This window comes from Haemophilus sp. C1 (assembly GCF_001276515.1).
In the GTDB taxonomy this organism is placed as follows: domain Bacteria; phylum Pseudomonadota; class Gammaproteobacteria; order Enterobacterales; family Pasteurellaceae; genus Haemophilus.
This window is the reverse complement of the sequence record NZ_LDVZ01000002.1, coordinates 50276-64190: the sequence shown is the minus strand read 5'-3', so window position 1 is coordinate 64190 and position 13915 is coordinate 50276. Positions and strand designations below refer to the sequence as shown.

The 13915-nt window shown below is 37.8% G+C and carries 15 protein-coding genes; 3 read left to right on the top strand and 12 right to left on the bottom strand.

The genetic code is table 11. From position 1 onward, the window contains the following. Positions 1-19 precede the first annotated feature (19 nt). Both ABW51_RS01250 and proC read right to left on the bottom strand, forming a co-directional pair. Positions 20-1186 (bottom strand): 3-phenylpropionate MFS transporter, encoded by a 1167-nt coding sequence (locus tag ABW51_RS01250; protein ID WP_053465232.1) that lies wholly within the window; start codon positions 1184-1186, stop codon positions 20-22. Beyond that, positions 1186-2001, bottom strand: a complete 816-nt coding sequence (proC, locus tag ABW51_RS01245; protein ID WP_053465231.1) for a pyrroline-5-carboxylate reductase — start codon at positions 1999-2001, stop codon at positions 1186-1188. The genes ABW51_RS01250 and proC overlap by 1 nt, the downstream gene beginning before the upstream one ends. Positions 2002-2066: 65 nt before the next feature. Here proC and rdgC point away from each other — a divergent pair, with 65 nt between their 5' ends. Then, positions 2067-2975 carry a recombination-associated protein RdgC gene (gene rdgC / locus ABW51_RS01240; RefSeq protein WP_053465230.1) on the top strand — a complete coding sequence of 303 codons (909 nt, stop codon included), beginning with the start codon at positions 2067-2069 and terminating at the stop codon, positions 2973-2975. A 117-nt stretch (positions 2976-3092) separates the two neighbouring features. Here the strand turns inward: rdgC and srmB are convergent, their stop codons facing one another. Further along, entirely contained in the window at positions 3093-4421 is a 1329-nt protein-coding gene (gene srmB, locus ABW51_RS01235) for an ATP-dependent RNA helicase SrmB (protein ID WP_053465229.1), read from the bottom strand. 80 nt (positions 4422-4501) lie between these two features. On the opposite strand from srmB, the gene ABW51_RS01230 reads away from it, so the two are divergent. Further along, the gene (locus ABW51_RS01230; protein ID WP_053465228.1) at positions 4502-5200 is read left to right on the top strand and encodes a tRNA1(Val) (adenine(37)-N6)-methyltransferase; all 699 of its coding nucleotides are present in this window, start codon (positions 4502-4504) and stop codon (positions 5198-5200) included. Positions 5201-5231: 31 nt separating this feature from the next. Here the strand turns inward: ABW51_RS01230 and ABW51_RS01225 are convergent, their stop codons facing one another. Beyond that, positions 5232-6287, bottom strand: coding sequence for a tRNA/rRNA methyltransferase (locus ABW51_RS01225; RefSeq protein WP_053465227.1), 1056 nt, complete (start codon positions 6285-6287; stop codon positions 5232-5234). 146 nt (positions 6288-6433) lie between these two features. Here ABW51_RS01225 and pssA point away from each other — a divergent pair, with 146 nt between their 5' ends. Next, positions 6434-7801: a CDP-diacylglycerol--serine O-phosphatidyltransferase gene (pssA, locus tag ABW51_RS01220; protein WP_053465226.1), complete on the top strand. Its 1368-nt coding sequence runs from the start codon at positions 6434-6436 to the stop codon at positions 7799-7801. 163 nt (positions 7802-7964) lie between these two features. Here pssA and pnuC read toward each other — a convergent pair whose 3' ends face one another. From pnuC to mlaC, 8 genes are all read right to left on the bottom strand, one after another. Beyond that, positions 7965-8642, bottom strand: coding sequence for a nicotinamide riboside transporter PnuC (pnuC, locus tag ABW51_RS01215; RefSeq protein WP_053465225.1), 678 nt, complete (start codon positions 8640-8642; stop codon positions 7965-7967). Positions 8643-8807: 165 nt separating this feature from the next. Continuing rightward, the gene (locus ABW51_RS01210) at positions 8808-9575 is read right to left on the bottom strand and encodes an amino acid ABC transporter ATP-binding protein (protein ID WP_053465224.1); all 768 of its coding nucleotides are present in this window, start codon (positions 9573-9575) and stop codon (positions 8808-8810) included. A 9-nt stretch (positions 9576-9584) separates the two neighbouring features. Then, entirely contained in the window at positions 9585-10301 is a 717-nt protein-coding gene (locus ABW51_RS01205; RefSeq protein ID WP_053465223.1) for an amino acid ABC transporter permease, read from the bottom strand. Then, the gene (locus ABW51_RS01200; RefSeq protein WP_046939096.1) at positions 10285-11058 is read right to left on the bottom strand and encodes an amino acid ABC transporter substrate-binding protein; all 774 of its coding nucleotides are present in this window, start codon (positions 11056-11058) and stop codon (positions 10285-10287) included. Before ABW51_RS01200 ends, ABW51_RS01205 begins: the two co-directional genes overlap by 17 nt. Positions 11059-11358: 300 nt before the next feature. Next, positions 11359-12633: a UDP-N-acetylglucosamine 1-carboxyvinyltransferase gene (gene murA, locus ABW51_RS01195; protein WP_053465222.1), complete on the bottom strand. Its 1275-nt coding sequence runs from the start codon at positions 12631-12633 to the stop codon at positions 11359-11361. Between the two features lie 11 nt (positions 12634-12644). Beyond that, positions 12645-12902, bottom strand: a complete 258-nt coding sequence (locus tag ABW51_RS01190) for a BolA family protein (protein WP_053465221.1) — start codon at positions 12900-12902, stop codon at positions 12645-12647. Between the two features lie 11 nt (positions 12903-12913). After that, complete coding sequence (locus ABW51_RS01185; RefSeq protein ID WP_053465220.1) at positions 12914-13240, bottom strand: STAS domain-containing protein; 327 nt, start codon at positions 13238-13240, stop codon at positions 12914-12916. A gap of 10 nt (positions 13241-13250) precedes the next feature. Further along, positions 13251-13895 (bottom strand): phospholipid-binding protein MlaC, encoded by a 645-nt coding sequence (gene mlaC / locus ABW51_RS01180; RefSeq protein WP_442902630.1) that lies wholly within the window; start codon positions 13893-13895, stop codon positions 13251-13253. Between the last annotated feature and the right edge of the window lie 20 nt (positions 13896-13915).

Genomic DNA, 13915 nt, shown 5'->3' with positions numbered 1-13915 from the left:
ACAAGGCAAGCGATGCATCCTATTTATGCTGAACAATCAAAAAAGCATTTAACTTACGAGGAATCACAAAAAATGCAGCAGCCGCGATGATACTCATAAATAAAAATGTCATCGCTGGAGAAGTTGGATAAATCATACCTGCAATCGCGGTGAAAATGGCAATAAGCACACCATTCGATAAGCCATTATACAAACCTTGCAACTTCGCAATATGGCTTTGCGGCTGGGTCGTGATATATCGAACAATCGCATAATGGCAAACGGCATAGGTTAGACTGTGCATAAGTTGCAATAAGAATATTAACCAAAAATCTTCAATATATCCCATTACAGCCCAGCGTCCAACGCACGCAAGTGCAGAAATATAAAGCAACACACTAATAGAAATATTTTGAAATAAACGACGAGAAAAGAAAAATAATACAATTTCTGCTAATACGCCAATGCCCCAAAGTAAGCTAGTTTGTGAAACAGAAATTCCAATGCTTGTCCAATAAATCGTGCTATAAACATAATAAGCCGCATGAGAGCCTTGAATCAGCCCCACTGCAATCATGACTCGCAATGTAATAGGATTTTTCAGTAAAGCAATGAAACCAATATGATTTTGAGTGCCATCTTCGGGTATTTCATCTTTTGGGGGAATGGTCGGTTTTAAAAGCTGAATGATGGTATAGAAAGATAAAAGTGCGGTTAAAATCCACACGATATTTTGCTCACCAACCCAACCAATAATGCCACCGAATACCACCACGCCAAGAATAAAGGCAGAAGAGCCAATTAAACGCACTTTGCCGTAATCTAAGCCGATTTGGCGTTGCCAAGTGGAGGCTAACGAATCCCCAATCGGCATTCCCGCTGAATTCACAGAAGCATACAACCCGATAGCAATAAACAACAACCAAAAATTATGTGCAACTAAACTCATAACCGCCATAATAATAGCTGATGCTAACGCCAATAGGCGTAAGGAACTAATAATATGATTGGCTTTTTTAATCAGCGATGAAAAAAATAATCCGCCCGCAAATCGGAAAATATAAGCACTCCCGATCACCAGACCAATCATTTCTTCACCATATTGTTGTGATTTCAACCATGCTGGGAAGAACGGCAAAAATACGCCATAAGCGCAGTAGTAACCTAGAAAGCTCAGTGCGAGCCAATAAAAAGGACGAACTTGCATCAGAATAAAGTTTCCATTTCTTGTGAACGAGACAAGCAAGCCTGCATAGCTTGCTCTATAGTTTGATTAAAATGTTGTGCGTCAAATGCCGCTAACGCCGCCGCAGTGGTGCCACCTTTCGAAGTGACATTTTCTCGTAAAGTTGAAAGCGCAATTTGCGGATTTTCTGTCACCATTTTTGCTGCACCAAGCATGGATTGCTGCACTAATTCACGCGCAGTTTTCTCATCAATATTCATTTTGATTAAGGCTTGCTGCATCGCCTCCAGCATCAAAAAGAAATAGGCTGGGCTACTTCCTGACGCGGCAGTTACTGCGTGCATTTGAGTTTCATCACTCACCCAAACCGTTCTTCCCACCGCCCCCAATAAATCTTGTGCAAAAGTGCGGTGATTTTCGCTCGTATTTTTCGGTGCAAATAAACCTGCCATGCCTTCCCCTACTAATGCTGGCGTATTTGGCATGACGCGCACTATCGATTTTATACTTGGAATTAATGAGTTCAAGCGTTCAGTTGAAATCCCCGCAGCAATGGAAATTAATAATTTATCGGAAAAATCTACCGCACTTAATGGCGAACAAACATCAGCCATCATTTGAGGTTTTACCGCAAGCAACACAACTTCCGCTTTGATTACGCTTTCCACATTATTTTCTGAAGTTGCCACACCAAGATTGGCAAAGAATGCTCTTTTTTCCTGATTCGGATCATTCACAATAATTTGCTCGGCAGGATAACCTTGTTTCAATAATCCAAGAATAATAGCCTGCGCCATATTGCCGCCGCCAATAAAGGCAATCAATTTGTGTTGCATCGTTTTTCCTACTTTTATGAGCTATAATGCCGCACATTCTACCCTATATTGAAGGAAGTGTTACGATGTGGTTCAAAAATTTAATGACTTATAGGCTGACTAAACCGCTAGATTGGGATCTTGCACAGCTACAAACTCAACTGGAAGATTGTCAATTCCATCCTTGCGGTGCTCAAGATCAAAGTAAATTTGGTTGGTCTGCTCCATTAAGAGGCTCTGATTTACTCTATTTTTCTGTAGGAAAACAAATTCTATTAGTGGCGAAAAAAGAAGAAAAAATCTTGCCGGCAAATGTGGTCAAACGTGAATTAGATGAGCGCATTGAAAGCCTTGAACAAAAAGAAAATCGCAAACTTAAAAAGGTAGAAAAACAGACATTAAAAGATGATGTCGTGATGAATTTATTACCTCGTGCGTTTAGTAAAAATCAGCATACGGCACTGTGGATTGATACGGAAAATAATCTTGTTCATGTTGATGCCGCATCGAGTAAACGCGCGGAAGATGCGCTCGCATTACTGCGTAAATCCTTAGGATCGCTCCCTGTCGTGCCTTTAACCTTTGCTAATGAACCCAGTACGATTTTAACCAATTGGATCCTTCAAGATAGCTTACCGCATTGGTTACTTGCATTAGAAGAAGCCGAGCTTCGTGGCAGTCAGGAAGACAGCGTTATTCGTTGTAAAAAACAACCCTTAGAAAATGAAGAAATTCTCGCACTTCTGCAAGATGGTAAAAAAGTAGTAAGTAAATTAGCTTTAGAATGGGAAGACACCTTAACTTTCGTTTTTAACGAAGATTGCACAATCAGACGTTTAAAATTTGCAGATAGTATACGTGAAAAAAATGATGATATTCTGAAAGAAGATTTTACACAGCGTTTCGATGCAGATTTTGTACTGATGACTGGTATTCTAGCCAAACTCACCGAAAATTTATTAGATGAATTTGGTGGCGAAAAAACTAGACTGTAAAATCATATTACAAATTTACCGCACTTTTGCTTGAACAATGTTTGCCTAGACAGAGGTTAAATCGAGCATAGACAAGAGCCTTTCCAAAATCTTAAGAAAGGCTCTCTAATTATTGAATTATTGCTCAGTATTAGAGTTGCTGCTCGGCTTACGTCGTTTTCCGATATTTTTCGTATCCTTATGACGTAATTTCACTTTTTTCTTTGCCTCTGTTTTTTTCTTTTCTTCACGTTTTTCTTTAATGCGAGCCTTTTGTTTTTTACTTACAGATTTCACTTCACCGTCTTTTGGTGGCTTAGTGCGAGGTTCTAAACCTTCTAAAATACGCGCCTTTAAAATTTCCTCGGTATAGCGTTTAATTTTACCAAGTAACTTGTAATCATGGGCTTCAACAAAAGAAACCGCTGTGCCCTTTTTACCTGCTCGCGCTGTACGTCCAATTCGATGCAAATAAGTATCCGCGCTATAGGGCAAATCAAAATTCATAACATGGCTTACATCGTCAATATCAATACCACGCGCCGCCACATCCGTTGCAATCAATACCGTCACAATACCTGATTTCAACTTATCAATCGCATTATTACGTTGAGTTTGTGCCATTTCACCTTCTAAATACGCGGAACGAATGCCACGTTTACGCAATGTTTCAGAAAGTTCACGCACATCTTCACGACGACGAACAAACACAATTCCACGCGTCACTTCTTCAGTTTCAATAAAACGCGCGAGCAATTTGATTTTGTGTTCATTGCTGTCTGCATGGTAATACCATTGGTTGATTTTTTTTCTTTCTCGACGACTTGGTTCCGCATCTACTTTCACAGGATCATTCAACAAACGATCCGCGAAATCGACTAATAACTCCCCTTCCAAGGTTGCAGAAAATAACAAGGTTTGTTTTCGCCAACGAGTTTCAGCTGCAATTTTTTCCGCATCTTGTCCAAATCCCATTTGCAACATTCTATCGGCTTCGTCAAAAATCAGCATTTCAACGGAACGGCAATCAAAATTTTCTTCCTTAATGTATTGCAACAAACGACCAGGCGTAGCCACCACCAAATCTTGATTAGTGTTGAATACATCACCGTGATTTTGATACGCCACGCCACCTGTAATTGTCGCAATATTTAAATGGGTGAACTGCGCTAATTCTTCCGCTTGTTCAGCCACTTGCATTGCCAGTTCACGGGTTGGCGTTAATACCAAAATACGCGGTGGACCTGGTTTACGACGCGGATAATCCAATAAATGTTGTAGCGCAGGTAATAAAAAAGCAGCAGTTTTCCCTGTTCCCGTTGGTGCAGAGCCTAATACATCACGCGCTTCCATTGCGGCAGGAATGGCTTCCATTTGAATAGCTGTTGGGCGGGAATAACCTTTTTTCTCAAGCGCCTTTAAAAGTTCGGGAGAAAGATCAAATTGTTCAAATTGGGATAAATTCATTATTGTGTGGTTCTTTGTTAAAATTGGCGCGGATTATACCTGAAAAGCACCTGAAAGTGCGGTCAATTTACGAAAAATTTATGAGCGGATTTACCTTTAAACAATTCCATATCAATCAAGATTCTTGTGCCATGAAAGTCGGCACAGATGGCATTTTGTTAGGTGCTTGGGCAGATGTAAAACATTGTAAAAATATTTTAGATATGGGCAGTGGCACAGGATTATTGGCTTTAATGTTGGCACAACGAACTGAAGAAAACTGCCAAATTCAAGCGGTTGAGTTGGATCCCATAGCAGCAAAACAATCACAAGAAAACATCAATGATTCTGTCTGGAAAAATCGCATTCAACTTATTCAAACAGATATACAACATTTTTTACAAACCACTGAACAAACCTTTGATTTAATTGTGGCAAATCCACCTTATTTTGAACAAGGTATTGCCTGCAAAAATGAGGAAAGAGAATTGGCTCGTTATACCAAGCAAAGCCATTTAAATTGGTTAGAATGGGCTGCCACACGCTTATCGGAAAATGGGAGAATAAGTTTTGTTTTGCCTTATGATGCGGGGAAAACGCTCACAAAATCCACCGCACTTTTTTGCATAAAACAGACGAATGTCATTACTAAAGTGGGAAAAACGCCCCAAAGAATGCTACTTACCTTTGCTAAACAGCCAGAAGTTTTAATGCAAGATCAATTGGTGATTTATGACGAGGATAATCAATATACTGAAGCGTTTATTGAATTGACTAAAGACTTTTATTTGAAATTTTAAAGGGGAAATCATTTTCCCCTTTAATCATAAACTATCTAAAATACCACTTCGCTAACAACACACCCGCATTCACTGCAATGTTTAAGCCTGATTTAATTGGGCTTGCGAGCGTTAAACGCACTTGTGTATCTTCTGGATTAGCTAAACTTTCCGTAGAACTTTCACTTAGCAGAAAAACTACTTTATTTTTTATCTGCACTTTATCTAACGGCTCGCCTTGTTTATTGTGCGATATGTGAATAATTTGATAGCCTGATTTGCGCAATTGCATTAAAGCCGAATCAATATAATCCGTTTCTAACACACGAATATATTCTGCGCCACCTTCTGCTACGCGCATTGAGGCTGCCGAATACAGATTTTCCACATTATCAGCGACAATATTTTTCACGCCAAAATAAGCGCAAGTACGCAATACGCCACCAATATTTTGCGCATTATTCACATTGTCCAATAGCACTAAACAATCCTCGTTACGAGGAATATCCAAATATCCTTGCAACGTGAAAGCTCGCAGTTTCTTCACTAATAAGCAAATGCCACCGTGATGTTCTGTTCCGCTCACGCGAGCTAATTCTTCGCTATCTACAATATGATAAGCCTTTTTGTTTTCGGCTAAATAACTCAATACTTCGCCAATTTTGTGTGACATTTGCACAGTTGCCCACAATCGAACAATACTTTCAGGACGCTCTGCAAATAAAGCTAAACAGGCATTTTCACCGTAAACTTTCATTTCTTCCGCACGGTTTTTCTTAATTTTTTCAGGCGCACGAGGAGAAAGCGCACCCGTTTTCTTTTCTTTTGTTTTATAAACCGTCCCCGTACTTTTTATCGTCACTTGAACCTTAGGTTGTTCTGCATTTTTATTTGATGGCGCACGAGATAAAGAAAGTTGCGTAATTTTAGTTTCTTTCACTTCTTGTTTATCACGAGGAAAACGAGATTTTTCGTTTCTATTTCCATTAAATTTATCATTAAAGTGCGGTCTATTTTGGCTTGGTTTTTCTCGATACTTTTCCCCCACAGTGCGTTCTTGAAAGGTTCTGCCAGCGGATTGAAAAGACGGTTTGCGTTTGTCGTTCATAGGGTTTTCCTGAATAAGAATGGCTATTTTTTAGCCAAAAAATGCTAAAATTTGTGAGCATTATAACGAAAAAAAGCCTTTTTTCTATTAATAAGCACGTGAAATATTGTAAACTAACGCACTAGTCTTTAATCACGAGATGGATTATGTTAATCAATAAAACCAAACGAGCTGAACAAAATTTAAATAATTTGCCATTCCTTGCTTTGCAAGCTGAGCAAATTGAATTTTTGGGTAGCCCGGCTGAATTTAAAACTCAAATTATTGAATTAATCAGAAACGCAAAAAAACGTATTTATGTCACCGCACTTTATTGGCAAAAAGATGAAGCGGGGCAGGAAATCCTTGATGAAATTTATCGCGTGAAGCAAGAAAATCCACACTTGGATGTAAAAATTCTCATAGATTGGCATCGCGCACAACGCAATTTATTAGGCGCGGAAAAATCGGCCACCAATGCAGATTGGTATTGCGAGCAACGCCAAACTTATCAGTTGCCTGATGATCCGAATATGTTCTTTGGCGTGCCAATTAATACACGCGAAGTTTTTGGTGTATTGCACGTTAAAGGTTTTGTATTTGATGATACGGTGCTTTATAGCGGTGCAAGCATTAATAATGTCTATCTTCATCAATTTGAAAAATATCGTTACGATCGCTATCAAAAAATCACTCATGCCGAATTAGCTGATTCGATGGTGAATTTCATCAATGATTACTTGTTAGATTTCAGTGCAGTTTATCCACTTGATGTCACCAACCGCCCTCGCACCAAAGAGATCCGCGGTAATATTCGCGCTTATCGTAAAGATCTTGCACAAAATGGAGAATATTCATTAAAAAGTGCGGTGAAATTACCAAATGTTTTAAGCGTATCGCCGCTGTTTGGCTTAGGGGCATCAGGCAATGAATTAAATCAAGTGATTGAAGATTTATTCTTACAAGTACAAGAAAAATTGGTGATTTGTACGCCATACTTTAATTTCCCACGCACATTGCAACATAAAATAGCAACGTTACTGGAAAATGGTAAACAAGTAGAAATTATTGTTGGCGATAAAGTCGCAAACGATTTTTATATTCCACCAGAACAACCATTCAAAATGGCGGGGGCGTTACCTTATCTTTATGAAAGTAATCTTCGCCGTTTCTGTGAAAAATTTGAGACTCAAATTGAAAATGGTCAGCTTGTGGTGCGTTTGTGGCGTGATGGCGATAATACCTATCACTTAAAAGGTGTGTGGGTAGATGCTCGTTATATTTTACTTACGGGCAATAATCTTAACCCTCGAGCATGGCGTTTGGATGCAGAAAATGGCTTATTAATTTACGATCCACAACAACAGCTTTTAGCCCAAGTGGAAAAAGAGCAAAACCAAATTCGCCAACATACAAAAGTATTAAAACATTACACTGAATTAGAAGAATTGAATCAATACCCAGAACCAGTGCAAAAACTCTTGAAAAAATTTGCACGGATTAAAGCGGATAAATTGGTGAAAATGATTTTGTAATGCTAGATAATATTTAGATCTGATAAAGAAGCCTTGTAAAAATGATTTATCTCAAAAAATTAGACTGTTTAATCAGGATCTCGGTCCTTGATTAAACAGTCTAATTTTGGAGGAAAAGCTTCATTATTATCACTCTTTGGTTTTTAATTTTGCTTGAGTATGTTTAGCTACGTTTAACCAATTTCGTCCAGTTATAATAACCGTACAACGAGTTAAGTAAGTAGGCTGAGTACATTAAGTACATGGCTGGTGTTTCTGCCCAAAGGAAAATAGAAAGAATATTTAATCCAATCCATAAGAGCCATTGTTCACGATAACGCAAAATCATTAGTAACTGAGCAGCAATAGTAATAACGGTAGTTAGACCATCTAAACCTGTTGAACTACCGCCAGCCGCTTGTAATGCTTGAACAAAAAGCAAAGTACCAACCGTAGTCACAACAATTAATGTCATCCATCCTTTAACAGTTAACGCTTTTGCAATCACACTTTCTCCACCATCACTATTTTGCATATTGGCTTTCCACATAAAGTAACCAATAAATTGAGATGGCAAATATACATAGAGCACGGTATTCATTTCGCCTAAGAAATTCGATCCCCAAGCAACATAAAAATAAGTGTAAGCAAAAATTAATCCGAAGAAATAGTTACTAATTTTACCTTTACTTACCAATACCACACACAAAATACCCGAAATGCCAGAAATCATTGCCAGCCAAGAATCAGGTGTTTGTACATAAGCCCAAATTTGCGCAATGATGAAAAGCGCAAGCCAAACTACCTCAAAAGGTTTCCAACCAGAAACAAATTCTTGTTTTAAACGTTCTGCCAAAGTCATTATTTACCCCTGTTGACTTAAATTTGAATGCGAGCATTCTTGCATTGTGCGTTGATAATGTAAAGATTCAGAGACATTTAATTCTCAACTTGTGAAATTCATCACATTTCGTTCAAATCCTAAGTAATCTATTATTCAGAAAACTCTCTAAAAATTTACCGCACTTTAAATACAATAATCTGGCTCAAGTGGTATTTTTGCTTGTAGCAAGAACTGTTTAGTCCGCTCGTGTTGTGGGCAAGAGAAGAATTTATCTGCTGTATTTTGTTCTACAATATGCCCATCCGCCATCAAAATTACACGATCTGCAACATCTTTCGCAAACTGCATTTCATGAGTAACAATAATCATTGTCCATCCTTCTTGAGCGAGCATTTTTAGTGTTTGTAAAACTTCGCCAACCAATTCTGGATCTAACGCCGATGTAGGTTCATCTAATAAAATAATATCAGGTTTTACCGCAAGGGCTCGGGCAATTCCGACTCGCTGTTGCTGACCGCCAGAAAGTTGAGATGGAAATAAATCCGCTTTATTTTTTAGCCCTACCTTCTCTAACAAGCTAAGAGCCTTTTCTCTCGCCTGACTCTTATCTTGTTTTTGTACGACAACCATTCCTTCCATGATATTTTCAAGGGTGGAACGATGAGGAAATAAATTATATTGTTGAAATACCATTGATGAACGTCGGCGCAACTTCAATTCATCTGCTTTACTAATTTTCTGGCTAAAATCAATTTTTAGACTACCATCAGTAAATTCCAAAATGCCTTGCTCTGGCCGTTCTAGCAAGTTTAAGCAACGTAAAAAGGTGGTTTTTCCAGAACCAGAAGGCCCTAAAATTGCAACCACTTCACCTTTATTAATTTTAAAATCAATGCCTTTTAACACGTGATTGCCATTAAAGTTTTTCTGAATATTACTTACTTTTAACATAGACAATCCTTACAAGTGACGAGAAAGACGTTTTTCTAAACGCATTTGACCAATAGATAACACAAGGCAGAAAACCCAATAAATCAATGCAGCCTCACTATAAATCAAAATAAACTCATAATTCTCAGCTGTAATATTTTGTGCGACACGAAAGAGTTCTGCAATCCACACTAAAGAAGCTAAAGAGGTATCTTTCACCGTACTAATAAAAGTGTTAGAAAGCGATGGCACGGAAATGCGTAATGCCTGTGGCATAATCGTGCGAATAAATGCCTGTTGATAATTCATTCCTACAGCATAAGAAGCCTCCCACTGCCCTTTTGGGATCGCAATAATTGATGCGCGCACAGTTTCTGCAGCATAAGCACCGATATTGACTGAGAAGGCAATAATTGCAGTTGGGAAAGGCTCAAGTTTAATGCCGACTTCAGGCAATCCATAGAAAATAATAAAAATCTGCACAAGCATTGGCGTACCACGAATAATAGAAATATAAGCGCGACAAATACTTTGCAAAAGTTTAGTCATAAAATTTGGATGAGGAAGTGTACAAATTACGGCAACAATTACCGCAATAAATAAACCACAAAAAAAGGAAATAACGGCTAAGGGAATCGTATATAAAATTGCGCCTTCCAACATAGGCCAAAACGAGCTGATTACATAATCAGCTCGTTCTGCACTCATAAATGGAAGACTAGCTAACAAATTATTGAGTAATGTCATCACCAAACCATTTAATTGAAAGTTGTTTTAATGTACCGTCTTGACGTAGTTCATCTAGTGCTTTATTCACTTTTGCAATGAGTTCTTCTTCACCTTTCAAAAATGCAAAACCTGTCGGAATTTTCTTATCACTCTCAACGGCAATTTTTAAACCTGCATTTGGTTGTTTTTTGAAATAATCAAGCACCGCTAATTTATCATTCACTGTTGCATCAACACGTTCTTGTTTGACCGCTTCAAGATTTTGCGCAAGACTATCCACTGTCACAATAATCGCACCATTATCACGAGCATCTTTGCTCCAGTTACTCGTTGCTGATTGCGCTGATTTTTTACCTTTTAAATCAGAGAAAGTCTTAATGCTGTTATTATTTTCTTTCGTCACAATAACACCAGCAGAATAATTATAAGGCGCAGAATAATCATATTTTTTTAAACGCTCTGGACTTGGGTTCGTTTGGTTTGCAATAACATCAAATCGTTTTGCATTCAAACCTGCATACATTCCATCCCAAGCAGTTTCTTTAAATTCAATTTTCAAACCTAATTTTTCTGCCACTTTCTCAATGATTTCCACATCAAAACCTGTCAACTTACCGTCTTTACCATGAAAAGTAAATGGAGCATAAGTTCCCTCAGTTCCCACTAATAAAGTTTTAGTTTTTTCAACGCGGTCAGCAATTTCACCAGCATGAGAAAATGTTGAGAAAGCAATACCAGCACTTAAAAGTGCGGTTGTAAAAAATAATTTTTTCATTTTTTCTTCCTTGTGTTGTGTTTGTCTAAGCACGATTATAAAAAGCAAATTTATGAAAAAACAAGATTATTTATTCATAGTTTATGAATTTTAGTTATAAAAAAGCGATATAACAGATTACTATCAAAATAAGAAAATAATCTACCGCACTTTCTTGTAGAAAAACACATTTCTAAACAATGTAATCAATCTACTCTTATAAAATTTCAGTAAAAAAATGCCTTTCTAAAGAAAGGCATTAGTAGAAATTTAAGATTATAAATAAACTTGTAATTTCTAATAGAAAAGTAGCGAACCTAATTACGCTTCATCACTTCCAGAAAAACGTTCAATTTTCGCACCTAAGCCACGTAATTTATATTCGATATGTTCATAACCACGATCAATATGATAAATACGATCTACAATGGTTTCGCCTGTTGCGATACAACCTGCAAGAACCAAACTGATTGATGCGCGTAAATCTGTCGCCATCACTTCTGCACCAGACAACTGTTCAACACCATGACATACCGCAGTATTCCCTTCAATTTCAGCTTTACCGCCCATGCGAATTAATTCAGGAATATGCATAAAACGATTTTCAAAAATCGTTTCAGTAATAATACTTGTGCCCTCTGCTACCATATTTAATAAGGTGAATTGAGCCTGCATATCAGTAGGGAAACCTGGATGTGGCGCCGTACGAATATTCACTGCTTTAGGGCGATTTCCAAGCATATCTAAAGTGATAGTATTCTCAGCCACATCAACTTGAGCACCAGCTTCACGAAGTTTATCGATTACTGCATCCAAAGTATCAGCCTTAGTATTTTGACAAACAACACGACCGCCTGAAATTGCTGCAGCAATTAAGAATGTACCCGTTTCAATGCGATCTGGCACGACACTATGCTCACAACCAGTTAAACGTTCAACACCTTCAATCGCAATGTGATCAGAACCTGCTCCTGTTATTTTTGCACCCATTTTATTAAGGAAATCTGCAGTATCTACAATTTCAGGTTCACGAGCCGCGTTTTCAATCACGGTCGTGCCTTTCGCAAGCGTTGCTGCCATCATAATAGATAAAGTTGCACCTACGCTCACTTTTTCCATTACAATGCGAGTTCCTACAAGACGATCTAATACTTGTGCTTTTACATATCCTTCTTCAAGAACGATATCTGCACCTAATTTTTCTAAACCGCTAATATGGAGATCAACAGGTCTAGCCCCAATAGAACAACCACCAGGTAACGATACTTGGCCTTGATGAAAACGAGCAACTAAAGGCGCCAATGCCCAAATCGAAGCACGCATGGTTTTAACCAATTCATAAGGGGCAGTGAAATGATCGATATTCGATGCATCTAATAAAACTGCGCCAGTTTCATCACGATCTACAACCACGCCTAATTTACGTAAAATTTTCAAAGTGGTTTCAATATCTTTAAGCTCAGGAACGTTTGTGAGTTTAACTGGTTCTGTTGCCAAAATAGCGGCAAAAAGAATTGGAAGTGCGGCATTTTTTGCACCTGAAATATTCACGGTTCCACTTAAACGAGATTGCCCATAAACACGGAATTTTTCCATTTTTTGAATCCTTAATTAAGTTGGTTTAATGCACGATCACGTTTCCACTTTTCAGTGGTATAAGTTTTAATTGTTAACGCGTGAATTTCGCCAGTAGTAAAATAAGCCATTAACGGAGCATAAATAGTTTGTTGTTGTTTTACGCGAGAAAGTGCAGCGATTTCATTACTCACAACGATCACGCCAAAATGCGCATTTTCACCTTGAGCATAAACTTCTTCTATGTTTAGCGCATCTTTTAAAATTCGTTCAATTTCTTGAAGTTCCATCAGATTTCCGTTTAATTAAGATCTGTAAAATTTGCGATCCAATCAGACAAACCAACAAGATCCGCAAGGGTTAATAATTGTTTGGGTGGATAAACTAATCGCACTGTTTTGTTAAGCTTTTGGCACTCTAGTAAAAAATCACAAAGAGCTGCAAAACCGGCTGAATCAATATGTTGAATACCAGACAAATCCCATTCAACAACCGTTTTATCAAGCGCATTAGCTGATAAAAAAACATCACGCTGCTGCCAAATAGGCAACAACGTGTTGCGAGATAGCTCCCCAGACAAAAGGAGCGCTATCTTATCATCATTTTTCTTTAAATCCCAATTTAACATGGCAACAAGATTATTTGCTTAATGTTATAGGTTGGGCTGCTGATTTTTGTACTTGTGCAGTTAATGCATCAATGCCATGTTGACGTAAGATACCACTCCATTCTTGTTGTTTTGTCACAACCATGCTCACACCTTCAGCAACCATGTCATAAGCTTGCCATTCGCCAGTTTTACTATTTTTACGCCATTTAAAATCTAATTTAATTGGCGCAGCTCCGTTAACTTGAATAATATTCACACGAATATTTACTAAATTTTTGTCGCCTAATGCTTTTTCTGGCTCAATTTGGATTTGTTGATTTGAATATGCTGTTAATACTTGTGCATAAGCTTGTTCAATAAAATCACCAAAAGCTTTAAAGAATTTTTCACGTTGTTCAGGTGTAGTAGATTTGAAATGAGAACCTAAAACCAAAGAACCTGCATAATTGACTTGAACATAAGGCAGTAAATCATTACGAACAATAGTACGTAGATAATTTGGATTCTTTTTAATCTGGTTTTGATTTGCCTGAATATCAGAAAACAATTTATCTGACGCTTGTTGCATCAATACATAAGGACTTGTTTCAGCCGTAGCTGTACCAGCAGCAAAAAGTGCGGTAAATACTAAGGTTAAAATTGCAAACCATTTTTTCATTTGGAAAAATTTCATCATAAATCTCCTAAATAAAT